Source organism: Microvirga sp. GN3, assembly GCF_055792825.1.
The window spans coordinates 69,620-84,955 of sequence record NZ_JBVVAK010000020.1 but is presented as its reverse complement, the minus strand read 5'-3'; the positions used below and the strand labels follow the sequence as shown (position 1 = coordinate 84,955).

Here is a 15,336-nt window from a genome sequence, read left to right as displayed (position 1 = left end):
GCCACCGTCTACTGGAATGCGCATCGCCATCCCTTCGTCTGGGGCCAACGCCGCCGGCATCGCCCACGCCGCTCGCCCGGCATCGCCCTCCTACCGAGGGCGGCATGACTTACCGGATGCACCATTTAGTGAAGATCATTAAGTGTTGCAAGACCAACCTCATTCGGCGGGATCTAACCAAGCATGATCACTCGAACACTCCTCATTGCGCATGTCGTTACTGCTGTGATTGGACGGCTGCATTGTGGTGGTTTGTCATGCCGGAGGCCGCCCTGGAAGCGACAGCAGACGGCATTTCGGCCGCGGCTCTGGCTGGTTATGCTGAAATCATGGCGATCCGGTTTGGCCTCTAACATTCTCTCTTTCCGATTGAGTGTGCCCAATGCCGACAACCCGATGATCGCACCACTTGAACTTGCCCTTACTACCAGGGCGCATTGGCCGGGTTCTGAAGAATCAACCGCTTAGCGCCGCTATCATGTCGCTGAAGTTGGGTGAAGAATAGCCCTATTTCGGGTTTGCGACAGAACCCGCGGACATCGTTTGCAAGATTATCGACGCTCCTGCAGGAGTTCGATCTGGAGTTCCTGGATCTCCGCGAGCCGTTCCCATTGGCGCGTGATGAGATGGTCGAGCTTCTCGTGCAGGTGCCGGATTTCCAGCTCCGCCTTCAGGTTCACCCGATAATCGTTGAGGGAGCGCAGCCGGTCCTTCGCCTCCTGGCGTCTCTGGCTCATCATGATGATCGGTGCCTGGACCGCCGCAATGCAGGACAGGATGAGGTTGAGCAGGATGTAAGGGTAGGGATCGAAGGCCTGTTGCTGCCAAACGCTGTTGGCCATGATCCAGACAGCGAGCCCGAGCCCGAAAAGGATGAGGAATGGCCAGCTGCCCCCGAAGGCTGCGAGGCTGTCGGAAAGCCGCTCTCCAAGGGTGCGAGCTTCGTCATAGTGCTCCTCGGTGTTGATCGATACCATGGCCCCTTCGGCAAGGCTCCGTGCTACTTCCTTATCGAGCTGGGTCAGCTCGCCGCGTTCCTGGCGAAGAAGCTCCTCCACATGCAGCTTCCGGTAACGATCCGCCGCTGCACGGCTGATCCGGGCATTGGGGGCCAGCGTCGGGTGATCCTGTCGGATCCGCTCCGCCAGGGAGGGATGCAAGTGATCGAGCACAACGGACGTATGGCTGGAATAGGCCTCCCCTGTAATAGGGCAGATGCCACCGGCCGGCGCAGTGGCGTGTGATGTTGCCGAACGTGATGCCATGGCTCGCTCTCCTGAGTGTTGAACATCCACTAGACTTGGCTGCTCGCAGCAGCCTCATCTTGGTGTGGTCGGCGCCATCAGGCAGACGGTCGCGACCGCGAAGATCTTGGGGCCGCCCGCTCGTTCTTGAGATAGGCGTAGTAGATCGGAGCCGCAACGAGGCCGGCAATCCCGAAGATTGCGTCCTTCACCAGCATCGCGACAAGAAATTCCCACGCCCGCGCATCGATCTCGGTTCCCATGAGACGGGCATTCACAAAGGGTTCCGTTGCAGTAACTTCGACACGACACAACGACCCCAACCAAGTGGGCCGCTCAGGCGGCAAAGCCGAACAACTGGTTGACGAGTCGGATTTCGTCTGCTCCGGACGCCGGTAGCCTGCAATGCCCACGACGGCTTTGTCACATCACGCAAGTAGAGGTCATTTTGGTCCGGGACCCGGCAGGCCTAACCCATTGAAAACACGCAAGCTGGTTCTTGCCGGAGGGGTAGTATAGGCAAGTAAAACTCGTTGATGTGACAAAGCCCTCAGAGTCTCACGCCAAAATGTCCACGACTTCTCAGAAATCCGGAATCTCACGCCAAAGTGCCTCTAGCTCCTGACATTGAGTGTTCATCTGCCTTTGGTCCTTTTGCACGGGAACACTTCTTCCCTGGCCCTTACCGCGGCCGGTTGCGCCTGTTCAGGCAGGGGTCAAGCATTCGATGCCCGATTTACAGCCTGCCAGCAATCCAAGCAGAATGGTTCCGGTGTAGGCCATCGCCTGAGCGGGATCGGCGATGTCTACCGCCGGACCAGTCAAACACGAGGGGGTTACCTTGGGATGACCGTCGATCGCTCCAGCATCCGCGCATATTGGGTCAGGGGAAAGCAGAGACAGAAGTAGATCAGCGCTCCCAGTCCATAGACGGTGAACGGTTGGAACGTCGCGTTGTTGATGGCGTTCGAGGTCCTGAGCAGTTCGTCGAAGCCGATGATGGATGTCAGGGCCGTGCTCTTTACGAGCTGAACCAGGAACCCCACCGTGGGAGCGCGTGCGATCGTCAAGGCCTGCGGCAGGATGACGAGGCGGAGCTGCCAGATGCGGTGGAGGCCGAGACTGGCAGCCGCCTCCCATTGCCCGCGCGGCACTGCCTCAACGCCGCCGCGCCAGATCTCCGCCAGGAAGGCGCTTGCGAAAAGGGTCAGGCTGACGACCGCAGCCGTCCACGCCTCGATGCGGAAGCCGAGCAACGGCAGGCCGAAAAACACCAGGAAGAGCTGCATCAGCAGCGGCGTACCCTGAAAGGCGCCGATGTACATTTCCGCGGCCCGCCTGAGCCAGGGCCGTTTCGAGATCCTGAGCAGAAGCACGAGGAGACCGGCGATTCCGCCGCCCGCAAACGCGACCAGCGACAGCAGAACCGTCCAGCGCGCGGCCAGTAGGAGGTTGCGGAGGATGTCCCAGAGCGTGAATTCCATCAGGGTTGTCCTGAAAAGATGAATCTGCGGCCCCCCGCAAACATCAGGCGCCTCAAGGCGACGCTCAGGCCGAGATAGACCAGCGTCACGATGAGGTAGGTCTCGAAGGCCAGGAACGTCCTTGCCTGAAGCAGGTCGGCCTCATAGGTGAGCTCCCGAACCGAGATCTGAGAAACCACGGCCGATTCAAGCATCATGATTACGATCTGACTGGTCAGCGCCGGAAAAATGATCTTCAGCGCCTGCGGCAGCACGATCTTTACGAAAACGAGGCGGGGTCTCAGCCCCAATGCCTGAGCAGCCTCGCGTTGACCGGTTGGCACGGCCGCGAGGCCTGCCGCAACGATCTCGGTGCCGTAGGCGGCGAGATTGATCGTCATGGCAACGATCGCCGCGACAATCGGATCGAGGCGAATTCCAAGGCTTGGAAGTCCGAAGAAGATGAAGAAAAGCTGCGCCAGAAACGGGGTGTTCCGGATCAGCTCCACATAGGCTTTCACGATGCGCCGGATCATCGGAGACCGACTCGTGCGTCCGAGCGCACCGAGAATGCTCAAGAGTGTTCCGAGGAGCGCGGTCATGACGACCAGAAAGATCGTCATGGCCGCGCCCGCGCCGATCAGCCTGACGGCGTCGCCGAGCCAGCTGAAGTCGAGGCTATTGCCCATTGGACTTGAGATCTTTCAGATCCAGCGGCCGGTTGAGCCATTTGGTCGAGATCGTGTTCATCGTTCCATCGGCCAGCGTTTTTGCGATGACCTCGTTGAGAGCCTGCTTCAAGCGCGGTTCGTTCTTGTTCAACCCGATATGGTCTGGCGAGGTCATGAGCTGGAACTTCTGCTCGGGCTGCATCGCAACCTGACGCGCCAGCACCCCGGCCCCAACATCGTTGCCGACGACCATGAGTTGGACCTGCCCGGCGAGAAAGGATTGGATCACCGCGTTGTAGTTGTCGAAGCGCTTGATGTCGGCCCCGCTCGGCGCCGCTTCCGTAAGGGAGGTATCCTCGAGCGTGCCCCTGTTGACCGCAATGCTCTTACCCGCAAGATCGCTCTTGTCCTGAACCTTCAGCGCTTTCGGGCCGATGACGGCGATGTAGTAGGGCGCGTAGGCAGCGGTGAAATCGATGACCTTTTCCCGCTCGGCGCTGCGGCCGACACTCAGAAGAATGTCTGCGCGACGCTCGGTCAGATAAGGGATCCGATTCTGTCCGGTCACCGTCACAAGCTGAAGCTTCACCTTCAATGCGTCCGCCAGAATCTTGGCCACGTCGATGTCATAGCCCTGCAGGCTCATGTCCGAGGTGACGGACGAGAACGGGGGAAAGTCGCCGAAGACGCCAACCTTGAGAACGCCGGCCTTTGTGATGTCATCCAGGGCATCGGCGCGGGCAGCGGCACTGAAGACGAGGCCACCGACGAGGACCACGACGGCGAGGCCGGTCAGACGGAGAGTGGAAAACTTGGTCATAGCGCGTGTCCTTCGTAAGAGTTTAGGGCAAAACCGGACTTGGCGGCCGGCATTGGCAGGAAGTCGCAGCGAGCGCTTCTCGTGGTTGGACGCCGCTGAGTTCCGCAGCGATAGATTTGAGGGCTGATCCAGGCTTGATGAAGGCCTCTACGGCGAACGGCATTCGAAGACGCTTTAGGTCGGTCATGCTAAATTCCCGATTCAGTCCGGTCCCTGATCGAGCAAGCCGGACTTCGAGCGGCTACTGAACTCCAGAGCTCGAGTGGAAGCTAGTCGCAAAATCCTCGTTAGCCTATCAACAAAGCTGAAGGCTGCGCCCGCGGGGCGCTCTGCCTGTCGTCAGACGTGTCCACCGGGCCCGACGAGGCCTATATGCCGTCCGATGAAATCCGCGAGATAGCGCGCCTCCTCCGGTGCGCCCGCTCGGGTGTAGAGCCCGATATTGATCCCAACGGGAGCGGGCAGGTCTGATGTCTGATCCAGCGCCCGGCAGCCATCGGGGATCGTCGCGGCGAGCATCGGGCCGATACCGATGCCGACGCGGACGGCGGCCGCCATGGCCACCAGCGTCGACGCTTCGCAGACGATCTTCCATCGCAGGGTTCGGCCGGAGAGCGCGGCGATGCAGGGTCCCGACCAAGGGCAAGTGGCCTCGAACATGATGATTGGCAGCGGCGCTGTCGTGGTCACGGTCAGGTCGGCTCTCACCGCCCACAGCAAGTGTTCACCCCAGATCAGCACCGGCTTGCGATTGATCGAGGTCGTGTCGCAGACGACGATGTCGAGCTTGTCGTTTTCGAACATTGCCGCCAGCCGTTTGTTCGGCTCCACGATGATGTCCATGTGGACCTTCGGGTTCTGATCGCGGAATGCCGCAAGGATATCGATGAGCCGGGTCGCGGCGAAGTCCTCGACGACGCCAAGGCGCACGCGGCCTTCCATCTCCTTGCCGTTGAGACGTTGCCAAGCCTGGTCGTTGAGGGACAGGATCTCGCGGGCGTAGGGCATCAGGAGAAGCCCGTCCGCGGTCAACGTGAGACCCTTGGGAGAGCGCGAAAAGAGCTCCGTCCCCATAAGGCTCTCGAGCTTGCGGATCTGCATGCTTAATGCGGCCTGCGTCCGATTAAGCGATACCGCAGCCCCGTTCACCGTGCCGACTTCAGCCACGGTCAGGAAGGCGCGCAGCAGATAGGGGTCAAGGTCGAGCATCAAGTTTCGCTTATACTATGGACCTGTTCCGGCGACCATGCGGCTTTGGACTATCCCACTTCGACTGCGGCTTCCGATTGCTTGGTATTCAGTTCGCGTTATGGCCCCCGCAGAATTTTCCGCCTACCGCAGCGTCAGTTCAGGGGCGAATTTATCCTGCGACGCGGGTCGGGTCCAAAGAACTGCTGCCCGTTTGTCATCTCTCGAACGCTCGAAGGGCCGCTATGGCTTATGACATCGCGAAGCTGGACGAACTGCGTCGGCGCTACGCGTCGGCGGCGGGCGGCGACATGTACGACCCGCATTTCAAGGCCGTGGCCGCTCAGGTCTTTGCCGATGGTGACACTCGCAAGTGGCCATTCGCCGGTCCCGCGACCTTCATCGATGCGCCGTTTCGGCCCGACGGCCTGACGGACGAGGGGCTCGCCGCCCTGGACGTCGCCCTGATCGGGGTCCCGATGGATCTCGGAGTGACCAACCGGGCTGGCTCCCGTCTGGGACCGCGCGCCGTGCGCGGGATCGAGCGTGTTGGACCTTACGAACATGTGCTGCGGATGGCTCCGATGGGCGCGTTGCGGGTCGCTGATGTCGGCGACGTGCCGATGCGCAGCCGATACAGCTTGGCCGATTGTCACGCCGATATCGAGGCCTGCTATCGCAGGATCGCGGATACGCCCGTGATCCCGCTTTCGGTCGGCGGCGACCACTCGATCACCGGATCAATCCTGAAGGGTCTCGGCGCCACTCGCCCGGTCGGACTGGTGCATATTGACGCCCATTGCGACACGGCCGGCGCCTATGAGGGGTCGAAATTCCATCATGGCGGTCCGTTCCGCGAAGCAGTCCTCGCAGGGGTGCTGGACCCGACACGCACCATCCAGATCGGCATTCGCGGCGGCGCCGAATATCTTTGGGAATTCTCATACGAATCCGGGATGACTGTCGTCCATGCCGAAGAGGTCGTCGAGGAGGGCATCCCGGCCATCATCCGGCGAGCGCTCGAGGTGATCGGCGACGGCCCGACCTATGTCACCTTCGATGTCGACAGCATCGATCCCGGCTTTGCCCCTGGTACTGGGACGCCGGAGGTGGCTGGCCTGACCCCGCGGGAGGTGCTGCAACTCCTCCGCGGCCTCCAAGGGCTCGACATCATCGGCGGAGACGTGGTCGAAGTTGCGCCGCAATACGATGCGACCACCAACACCGCCCAGATCGGCGCTCAGGTATTGTTCGAACTGCTGTGCCTGGTTGCGCTCAGACGGCGATGACATCCCGCGCCGGGAGGTTCGAGGTGCTTTGTGCGGACATTTCCTGTTCCTGTCGGAAGATCACTGCGCCGGAGCAGACTGCCGCCCGTAAAAGCACTTGGGCTGGCAAGACCCATCATGTCTCCACTGGCAGAGGATTAAAGCTCCTGCTGGATCACATTCTGCCCATCAAAATACGCCTGGATAATGCCGCTGTCCTCTTCGCGTGAGGAGACATTCAGTGAGCTTGATGCACCACCGGCAATGATCATACCGTCCTCCACATGAACGCGACCGGCACTCACCACCGTGGCTGGAACTGACTGGGCCATATGAGCGCGCTGCATGAATTCAGGAAAGAGCAGCGGAAGCAATTCGCCACCATCAAGTCTCAGCATGACATACTTCATGGCCATAGGACTCTCCCGTTTGGATGGCGGCAACAGCATGCCTTAAAATAGAAGGCTCATGTGGAAACGCTCAGTCGATGTAACCACATGGGCCGCTTTATCACTGAAAGGATACTCTTATGTTTGAAAGGAAGCAGAGCTACACACCGGCAGAAGCGAAGCAGGCTTATGACCAACTGGATCAGCTTGCTGCCAAGAACACGATCAATCCACGACAGGCCAGTGCGTATCGGCGGCACATTGCCAGCCGAGTTCAGGTCACGCTGAAGCCGTCCTACACCGCACAGACGGCACGGCGAGCCAAAGCCGAGATTGTAAAGCTGACCGCAGCTGGGACAATCACCATGAAGTCAGCCGCCACGTATCGGGCGCATATTACAAAGCGCACTAAGACAGCTTGAAAATCAGGCGCGACCAAGTTCGGTAGAACGAGTCTTGATCTATCCGGTTGCTTTTGGGCACCCGAAGTCTCCTGGGTTGGATTAACAGCAGTTCACCGTACCGGTCATCATCGTTGGCCGCTACTGCGGGAACACGGCCTGAAGGGAAAGCGGTCGAATTGGCGCTGTAGGGACCTTAACTGCTGTTACCTGTTCCGTTCGAAGAAACTAGCCATCAGGCGGCTCTGATGGGGTGGACGCCCCCCAACGGCCTCACATGAGAGTGGTTGGGTCAATGGTGCATAGTGGTCCTTTCCGATGGACTCTTCTGCCGCTTCGGCAGAAACCTGATCGTGTCCTCGGATCCGCGGCTCAAGCCCATTTGCATCATGCGGCTCCATCGCCGCATCGCCTCACATCCGGTCGCCGTTCGTAACGGCTGCACCACAATCCCTTCTGCACGAGGGTACTGGGCTTGGGAAGAGCGGGACCATTCTCGGAATGACGGCATGTCTCAGCCCTGGCCGTTGGCGGTCCACTCACCCCGGATCCCACGAGGCTGATCAGGCTTCGTGGATGCCATGAACGCGATACACTGGCGGATTCAAGCTGCCTTCAACACGGCGCCCTCAGGGATCACACCTTGGGTGACAAAGCGCCAGAGCGCCACGAGCAGCTTGCGGGCCATAGCCACGATGGCAATGCGGCGACGCCGGCCGCGCTCAGCTCCAACTCGTTCCTGAAACCAACGACTCTGGGTCGAGTCGGGTTGGTGGCGCTGCCATAACCAGGCCAGTTCGATCATCGCCGTCCGCAGGCGCGGATTGCCGGTGGCTGAGATCCCCTGCTCATGAGTGATCCGGCCACTCTGCCAAGGGCTGGGCGCCAACCCGGCGTAAGCCGCCAACTGACGCCGGTTGTCAAAGTGCCGGTAGAAGCCCTCGAGGGACAGAACCGCAGCAAACTCCGGACCGATACCCTTGAGCCGCATGAGAAGGTCAGCCGCCGACGCCATCAGAGCAGGTGCGGCTGCATCCTGGGGCTCCATGGGTGCGGTGGCTTCCCGCCCTGACCGCAGGAGCGCATCCCGGGTGGCCTCGACCTCAGTGATCTGACGCGCAACGAGCGCGATCCGCTCGCGCTCGCGCATGATCGCCGCTTTCAACTGCGGTGGCAGAGCCCGCCCATCCGGTGTCTGCAATTCCTCCAAGCGTTCGCGCCAGTCCCGACGCAGCGGCTCGTAGCCTGTGATCCCCTGGGCCGAGAGCAATCCCTTGATGCGGTTGATGTGCTCAGTGCGTTCCACGACCAAGGTCTGGCGCTCGCGGGACAGCCGCCGGCGATCCTCGTCCTGTGGGCTCGGCGGCACAACCATGGAGCAGACCCGCGGCTCGCCGCGCCGCCAGGCCAGCAGGGTGCGCAGCAACGTCTCGCCGTCAATCCGGTCCGTCTTGGCGCGGCGCTTACGTCGGGGCACGGCAATAGAAGCAGGATCAACCACATGACTCTCCACGCCATTGGCTGTGAGGAGCCGATGCACTGAAAACCCGTCGAGCCCCGCTTCATGGATGGCGATAATCGGGGCAGGTCGGCTCACCCGTTTGGTGGCTTTGGTCTGCAGCTGCGCGAGGAGTGCGAGCAGCGCCAGCCCGTCTCCCCCTTTGATCGTGTGCTTAGAGATCTTGTCATTGCCCGGCGATAACGAGGTCACCAGCCATTTCAACTGGCTCAACTCGAGCGAGAACAGGAGCGCGGCCCGATCCGAATGAGCAGTGTTGTCGGTTCCAAGAGAGTCGGCAGCCATGACAGACATGAGGTGTCTCCAGCACTGGTTTGTGACGGCCTTATCCTATCAAGGCAGGCCGCCATCACTCTCATAGGATCTCGGTGTGCCAAAGTGGAGGTGTTGAACACCACTTGAGGGAGGCGTCCATGGGAGAGGTTAGCACAATCGGACTGGATCTGGCGAAGAATGACTTTCAAGCGCATGGGGCTGATGCCTCCGGAGCGGTCCTGTTCCGCAAGAAGCTGCGGCGGCACCAGATCCTCACTTTCTTTGCGGCCCAGCCATCTTGCACGGTGGCGATGGAGGCCTGCGCCAGCTCGCACTATTGGGCGCGCGAGATCGGCAAGCTTGGTCACACGGTCCGGCTGATCCCACCGGCTTACGTGAAGCCGTTCGTCAAGCGGCAGAAGAACGATGCCGCGGATGCCGAGGCGATCTGTGAAGCAGCCCAGCGCCCGACCATGCGCTTTGTGGCGCCCAAGAGCGAGCAGACGCAAGCCGCCGCTCTCGTGTTCCGAGCACGTGATCTTTTGGTGAAGCAGCGAACCCAGATCATCAATGCCCTGCGCGGCCATCTGGCCGAGTTCGGCATCGTGGCGGCCAAAGGCCCGGCTCGGGTTCCGCAGCTTATGCATGCTGTTGAGGACCCAGCCGAACCAATCCCAGAGATCGCCCGATCGATCCTCCAGATGCTGATCGACACGCTCCGGGGACTGGACGAGCAGATTGCCCGTTTGGACCGGGAGATCGCCCAGCGGGCCAAGGAGAACGAGACGGCGCGTCGGCTGATGACCATTCCCGGGGTGGGCCCAGTGATCGCAGTGGCCCTGGCAGCCCTTGCGCCGCCGGCCGAGACCTTCAAGCGCGGTCGGGACTTTGCCGCCTGGGTCGGGCTTACACCCTTGCAGCGTTCGACCGGCGGCAAGCAGAAGCTGGGCGCGACCTCGAAGATGGGCGAGCGGACCTTGCGCCGCCTGCTGATCATCGGGGCGAACAGTGTCTTGCTCCAGGTCGCCCGCTATGGCGCTCCTGCCGGGTCGTGGATCGCCCGCATGGTCGCGCGGAAACCGCCCATGCTGGTGCGAGTGGCCCTGGCCAACAAGATGGCGCGCATCGTCTGGGCGCTGCTGGCGCGAGGTGAGGTGTATCGGGCTCCAGCCGCGGTGGCGTAAGCCCTCGCGGGTGTGAGGCTGTTGGGCGTGGGAAGAGCGAAGGAGAGAGATGGCGCAACGGTCAATGAGACGGGATCGGGACAACCAGCTTATCAACCAGTGCCGCGAGCACGTGTGTTTGATTTGGACCTGATCCGCGGACTCCCATCCGGGCCCGCGGCCAGTGAGCCGCATGACAGGCCGCACACATGGCAGCCCTGACCACGCGCTATCGACCCGAAGATTCTTCTTGCGTCACCAGGGGCGTCTACACATGGTTGATAATGCCGGCGCTCAATCAGGAACACATCTTGCGCTGACCCCATTCCGCTGAGCCAATCGCGCAAGCTCGGCCCCTCGACGATTCCATGATCCAAAGAGCGTCCAGGCGCGTCCGAGATCCCAGGGCCGTGAAAGGCAAGGGTAAGCGGACAATGCCGAAACCCGAGATAGAATTGACCCCAGACGGGTTTGTAAAGTGGTGGAAATGACCCCACCGGAACCAGGAGCGCTTGGATGCCTCTGACCACGGTGTGAGGAACTCCATCCAAGCTTGGATCAGAGCGGCCGAATGCCCATATCAAGCCTATGCCGCACAAGGGATCTTCGCCTCGCACCCTCGACCTGTTCGAGTACACCCTGACCGTACCGACACCTCGGTCCGAACCGGCTCCTGCCTCGACCGAGCTGTGGGAGCTTGCCAGTCTGTCTGATGCGCAACTGGCAAAGCACCTTGGCCAGCTTATGAATGAATTGCAGCGCCGGATGGAGGCGGGCAGGGGGAGCCGACCTGAGTTGAAGACGGCGGTAAGACATGCCAGCGAATTCCTTGAGCGCCACAGGCCGCACCCGTCAAAACAACGGGGCAAGTCCTCACGATCCGGCAAGACCTCATCCGCATTGCAGGAGGGGCAACGCAAGGCAGTGCAGGCCGCCCTTGCGGCGGGCGTGGCGCCGACCCAAGTCGCCAAGCACTTCGGCCTGTCGCTGGCGACCGTTCGCAAGGTGCTAGCAGAGGCTGCGTAAGCTCATCCCTGATTATCAGATGCTGCGATCAGCCAATGTCGGCGACTGCCGTCGGCAGACGGTGGCTCCAGGGACGAGCCTGCTCGATCTGCGCGGCAAACGAGAAGAGGATTTCCTCCTGTCCGAAGCGCGCGACAACCTGCACGCCGACAGGCAATCCGTCAGCTGTCCAATGCAACGGCAGGCTGGCCGCTGGTTGCCCAGTCATGTTCCAGATGGGTGAGAACGGCATGAACCGGAACGCGCGATCCGCCGCCTGCCGCAAGAGCGGCCCGTAACGCAGATACCGGCCGACTCCGAGGCGGGCTGCCAGTCCTTGCAGGACTGCCTCAAGCCCTCGTGGGTGCAGTTCTCCGTGCCGGACTGGAGGGCGGGCCAGGGCCGGCGTTAACAGCAGGTCATAGCGCTCAAAGAACCCGGCAATCTGGCGCGTGGCCCGGTGCAGACGCTCCAGCGTGACCGAGAGCTCCGCCGCCGAGAAGCCCCGCCCCAACTCGCGGCACAACCACGTGCTCTCCTCGACATCGCTGCGCCGGGCCCTGGTGCCGGTCATCTCCTCCGCAAAGGCAAACTCTTGCGAAACCGCTGCCAGAAAGGTGATCAGAAACCAGCTGAAGTAATCCTCCGGCACGGCAGGCGCGGCTTCCTCCACATGGTGGCCCAACTCGGCACAGAGCCTCGCCGCGTTCTCCACAGCCGTCCGACACTCCGGGTCCACTGGGGCTCCGTTGGGAGCGATGGAGCTGAAGGCAATCCGGAGCCGTCCTGGCGGTCTTGCCGCGGCTTCGGCAAAGGACCGTGCAGGCGGAGCAAGGCCATAGGGGGCGCCGAGATCAGGCCCCGCAATCGCGTCCAGCAGGCGGGCAGAATCGCGGACGCTGCGGGTCACAGCATGGCCGATGGCGGCGCCATGCCAACCCTCGCCGATATAGGGACCATTGGGAGTGCGGCCGCGGGTGGGCTTAAGCCCGAAGAGGCCACAGCAGGACGCCGGGATCCGGATCGACCCGCCCCCGTCGGTGGCATGGGCCATCGGCACCGAGCGGGCTGCGACGTGAGCCGACGACCCTCCCGATGAGCCGCCCGTGGTGCGCTCCAGCGCCCAAGGATTGTTGGCACGGCCGAAGTGTCTGGGCTCGGTCACCGGCGTCAGGGAGAGCTCGGGCACCTTGGTGCTGCCGAGGATGATCAGACCGGCAGCCTTGAAGCGGCCGACCAACTCGCTGTCCTGAGGCGGCACCCAGCCGCGCCAGATGCGGCTTCCGTTGTGATACGGGAGGCCGGCGGCAACGTGCATGTTGTCTTTGAGCAGAAACGGCACGCCGGCAAAGGGGGCGTCCACCCGGGGCTCACGGGCGGCCTGACGCGCCTGGTCCAGCGCCCACTCGGCCATGCCGGCCAGCTTCGGCTCAACCTGCTCCAGCCGCGCGATCGCGGTTTCGACGAGTTCGGCAGGACTGACGTGCCGTTGCCGCACGAGGTCGGCCAGTGCCGTGGCATCAAGGGTGATATAGTCCTCGGCTAGTCCCATTGATGCTTACCTGTCCTGCCGCTGTCGCCTGCGATACCAGCATCCTGGGACCAGCTCCGTCGTCCGCCCATGGATCAGAGGCCCCGGCCTGCCCGCGATGCCTCAGATTACCGTTTCCAGGGTGCCGAACCGCACCGGGATCACGGTTCGGGTCCTGATCCGCCCATCGTCGGCTTTGTCGATGACGGTGAGTTGTTGGATTTCCTCGGGGCCAAGCGGGAGGACCATACGCCCTCCTGGGGCGAGTTGATCCAGCAAGGCCGTCGGAGGCGCCTCCGCAGCGGCTGTGACCAGAATCTTGTCGAAAGGGGCGTGCTCGGCCCAGCCACGGGTGCCGTCGCCGACCCGAACGGCAACGTTCCCATAACCAAGTTGCGTCAGGCGCGCCTCGGCATGGCTGGCGAACTCCTCAACCATCTCAATGGTCCAGACCTGGCGGGCGAGTTCGGCAAGAACGGCAGCCTGGTAGCCCAGACCGGTGCCAACCTCGAGCACGGCCTGATGAGGCTGCGGGTCGAGGAGGTCTGTCATGAGAGCGCAGATGAAAGGCTGAGACACCGTTTTGTCGAAGCCGATCGGCAGAGGTGTGTCGTGATAGGCAATGGCCGCAAGCTCTGGCGGCACGAAGAGGTGGCGCCGCACCCGCCGCATGGCTTCGAGAACCCGCTCCCCAAGAGTGGCCTTGCCGATCTCCTCGCCCATGAGGTCGGCCTGAAGAGCAATCACCTCCACCATGTGCCGGCGCAGGATCGCGAGGTGCGCTTCCGTCATCGGCTTCATATCTGCGGGTCCCCATATGGCTGGCCAGAAGGAGGCATCACATCTTATGCTGATTGTGTCTGCGCTGCAGGAGTTATTCCCGCTACGCAGTTTGGGACGGGTGTATCTTTCAGACGAACCAAGCCACTCAGTGGTTTTCGTGGGGGCGCCGTTCCGGGCAGAGGTGATGTCGATCGTGAGGTCGAGAAGAGGACCTCTGACTTTTAATCAGAGGGTCCTGGGTTCGAGTCACAGCGCGCTCACCACTCCTCTACGGCTTATAGTTTAAGCGTTCTGGGAAAGATTCCCGGCAATTCCTGCTCAGCTTTTGTGGTGCGGCAGTCTTCTTCCGTGCGCACCGCGTGCGCACCAATGAAGAGGCTAATAGACAGAGCGTGGAAATCATAACGCTGGTGTGGAAGGTTGAGACCCTCCTCCGCTCCCATAGGATCAAGACCTTTCGGGACCTCTTATAGATTTTCTGTCAGAGGTTGTACCAACCTGGCTCCAACAAGTGTGCCCAACCTGCAGATATGATCCGGTGGCACATGCCAAGTTCGTCACGAATGGAACAACGCGTTGATCTAAGCCTTTGAAGCAGCTGGATCTTTGGTGTGTCCGATAGAGCTGTGTCTGTATCAGAGCCGCCAAAAGTGCGTATCGGGAGCTCTACGTACACGGATCGAGCACCCCGCCATAGTGGCTGCTAAGCCATACCACTACGGACACTCTGGTGATTTACTTGCGGGCGAGACAAGCTGCAGAAAGAAATAGGCAACGTTAGAATAGGACAATTTACTGTCCTCCAGACGTACACACGCGATCAGGTGGCGGATGTCATAGGGATGCCCGCAGAGCGGCGCGGCGGCGCATGGGACACCGGCTACGATGAGTGGCTTGGAGAAGTTTTTATCTTCGCGAACGTGGGAGTGGCCGGGCGAACGGGCCATGACTACCGCAACCGCTGGGCAGACAAGGATCTAGTCTGGTATGGCAAAACCCGAGCGAAGCGCGGTCAGCCGCAAATTGATCGCATCATCTCGAACACGGTGCCCGTGCAAATCTTCTGGCGTGGTATCAACAGAGCTCCCTTCACCTACGCCGGGCAGGGGATAGCTATAGCCGCGACGAACGATGCGCCAATTGAGGTGGTTTGGGCATTTGATGAGCACACCTTGCCGCTTGAGCCCAATGGCAAATTAGGCGATTCGAGCGTGCCAGTTTGGCGAAGGGGGCCGCCACCTGCGAAAGGGCAAACGACGGTCACGAAGGTGGACGGGTTCACCGAGGTTTATGTACTCCGCCTGTGGGACGAGAGCTTGGGCCTTGTAGACGTTCCCGAAGGGCATGTTGTCATAATGGTTGGTATCTCCAACGAGATCGAGAGGCGCTTGCGAGAACTCAATGCCGGATTCCCGCCAGGAAGCAAAACGCGCTGGACCCTTGCAAGTAGTCGCCGCGTTTCGAGTGCAAGAGATGCCTGGGAGTTGGAAGGAAAGTGCTTAGAACGATTAAGGCGAAACGGACAATGGATTGGCGGGGAGTTTGCGGCGGTTCCACGAGAGCTTCTCACGAAGCTGCTTGATGAATAGTCTGGGGGACGGCACCGTGGGAGCATCGTCCCTGACGGGCCGGAGCT

The 15,336-nt window shown here is 61.4% G+C and carries 15 protein-coding genes and 1 tRNA gene; 6 read left to right on the top strand and 10 right to left on the bottom strand.

Annotated elements, in window-relative coordinates; genetic code table 11:
• Positions 1 to 551: 551 nt before the first annotated feature.
• The 6 genes from ACS5Q1_RS12565 to ACS5Q1_RS12540 all read right to left on the bottom strand — a co-directional run bounded on the left by ACS5Q1_RS12565 (position 552) and on the right by ACS5Q1_RS12540 (position 5,407).
• Positions 552 to 1,265 carry a DUF1003 domain-containing protein gene (locus tag ACS5Q1_RS12565; protein WP_473098521.1) on the bottom strand — a complete coding sequence of 238 codons (714 nt, stop codon included), beginning with the start codon at positions 1,263 to 1,265 and terminating at the stop codon, positions 552 to 554.
• Between the two features lie 77 nt (positions 1,266 to 1,342).
• Positions 1,343 to 1,522 carry a hypothetical protein gene (locus tag ACS5Q1_RS12560; RefSeq protein ID WP_473098520.1) on the bottom strand — a complete coding sequence of 60 codons (180 nt, stop codon included), beginning with the start codon at positions 1,520 to 1,522 and terminating at the stop codon, positions 1,343 to 1,345.
• Positions 1,523 to 2,080: 558 nt separating this feature from the next.
• Positions 2,081 to 2,731 carry an amino acid ABC transporter permease gene (locus ACS5Q1_RS12555; protein ID WP_473098526.1) on the bottom strand — a complete coding sequence of 217 codons (651 nt, stop codon included), beginning with the start codon at positions 2,729 to 2,731 and terminating at the stop codon, positions 2,081 to 2,083.
• Positions 2,728 to 3,396, bottom strand: a complete 669-nt coding sequence (locus tag ACS5Q1_RS12550; protein WP_473098519.1) for an amino acid ABC transporter permease — start codon at positions 3,394 to 3,396, stop codon at positions 2,728 to 2,730. Before ACS5Q1_RS12550 ends, ACS5Q1_RS12555 begins: the two co-directional genes overlap by 4 nt.
• Entirely contained in the window at positions 3,386 to 4,198 is an 813-nt protein-coding gene (locus ACS5Q1_RS12545; protein ID WP_473098518.1) for a transporter substrate-binding domain-containing protein, read from the bottom strand. The genes ACS5Q1_RS12550 and ACS5Q1_RS12545 overlap by 11 nt, the downstream gene beginning before the upstream one ends.
• A 339-nt stretch (positions 4,199 to 4,537) precedes the next feature.
• Complete coding sequence (locus tag ACS5Q1_RS12540) at positions 4,538 to 5,407, bottom strand: LysR substrate-binding domain-containing protein (RefSeq protein ID WP_473098517.1); 870 nt, start codon at positions 5,405 to 5,407, stop codon at positions 4,538 to 4,540.
• A 224-nt stretch (positions 5,408 to 5,631) separates the two neighbouring features.
• On the opposite strand from ACS5Q1_RS12540, the gene speB reads away from it, so the two are divergent.
• The gene (gene speB / locus ACS5Q1_RS12535) at positions 5,632 to 6,675 is read left to right on the top strand and encodes an agmatinase (protein WP_473098516.1); all 1,044 of its coding nucleotides are present in this window, start codon (positions 5,632 to 5,634) and stop codon (positions 6,673 to 6,675) included.
• A 137-nt stretch (positions 6,676 to 6,812) separates the two neighbouring features.
• On the opposite strand, the gene ACS5Q1_RS12530 is transcribed toward speB, so the two are convergent.
• On the bottom strand, positions 6,813 to 7,070 hold the full coding sequence (locus ACS5Q1_RS12530; RefSeq protein WP_473098515.1) for a hypothetical protein: 258 nt from the start codon (positions 7,068 to 7,070) through the stop codon (positions 6,813 to 6,815).
• 113 nt (positions 7,071 to 7,183) lie between these two features.
• Here ACS5Q1_RS12530 and ACS5Q1_RS12525 point away from each other — a divergent pair, with 113 nt between their 5' ends.
• Entirely contained in the window at positions 7,184 to 7,465 is a 282-nt protein-coding gene (locus ACS5Q1_RS12525) for a hypothetical protein (RefSeq protein WP_473098514.1), read from the top strand.
• A gap of 583 nt (positions 7,466 to 8,048) precedes the next feature.
• Here ACS5Q1_RS12525 and ACS5Q1_RS12520 read toward each other — a convergent pair.
• On the bottom strand, positions 8,049 to 9,248 hold the full coding sequence (locus ACS5Q1_RS12520; RefSeq protein ID WP_473098525.1) for an IS110 family RNA-guided transposase: 1,200 nt from the start codon (positions 9,246 to 9,248) through the stop codon (positions 8,049 to 8,051).
• Between the two features lie 128 nt (positions 9,249 to 9,376).
• Here ACS5Q1_RS12520 and ACS5Q1_RS12515 point away from each other — a divergent pair, with 128 nt between their 5' ends.
• Positions 9,377 to 10,402, top strand: coding sequence for an IS110 family RNA-guided transposase (locus tag ACS5Q1_RS12515; RefSeq protein ID WP_473098513.1), 1,026 nt, complete (start codon positions 9,377 to 9,379; stop codon positions 10,400 to 10,402).
• Between the two features lie 567 nt (positions 10,403 to 10,969).
• The gene (locus ACS5Q1_RS12510; RefSeq protein WP_473098512.1) at positions 10,970 to 11,407 is read left to right on the top strand and encodes a hypothetical protein; all 438 of its coding nucleotides are present in this window, start codon (positions 10,970 to 10,972) and stop codon (positions 11,405 to 11,407) included.
• Between the two features lie 28 nt (positions 11,408 to 11,435).
• Here the strand turns inward: ACS5Q1_RS12510 and ACS5Q1_RS12505 are convergent, their stop codons facing one another.
• Complete coding sequence (locus ACS5Q1_RS12505; RefSeq protein WP_473098511.1) at positions 11,436 to 12,938, bottom strand: amidase; 1,503 nt, start codon at positions 12,936 to 12,938, stop codon at positions 11,436 to 11,438.
• A gap of 102 nt (positions 12,939 to 13,040) precedes the next feature.
• A complete protein-coding gene (locus ACS5Q1_RS12500; RefSeq protein WP_473098510.1) occupies positions 13,041 to 13,718 on the bottom strand; it encodes a protein-L-isoaspartate(D-aspartate) O-methyltransferase in 678 nt (225 codons plus the stop codon).
• A gap of 171 nt (positions 13,719 to 13,889) precedes the next feature.
• Between ACS5Q1_RS12500 and ACS5Q1_RS12495 the strand changes: the two genes are divergently transcribed.
• Together ACS5Q1_RS12495 and ACS5Q1_RS12490 are read left to right on the top strand one after the other, a co-directional pair.
• Positions 13,890 to 13,963: transfer RNA gene (locus ACS5Q1_RS12495), tRNA-Lys, on the top strand.
• Between the two features lie 579 nt (positions 13,964 to 14,542).
• Positions 14,543 to 15,289 carry a hypothetical protein gene (locus tag ACS5Q1_RS12490; RefSeq protein ID WP_473098509.1) on the top strand — a complete coding sequence of 249 codons (747 nt, stop codon included), beginning with the start codon at positions 14,543 to 14,545 and terminating at the stop codon, positions 15,287 to 15,289.
• The last annotated feature ends 47 nt before the right edge of the window (positions 15,290 to 15,336 follow it).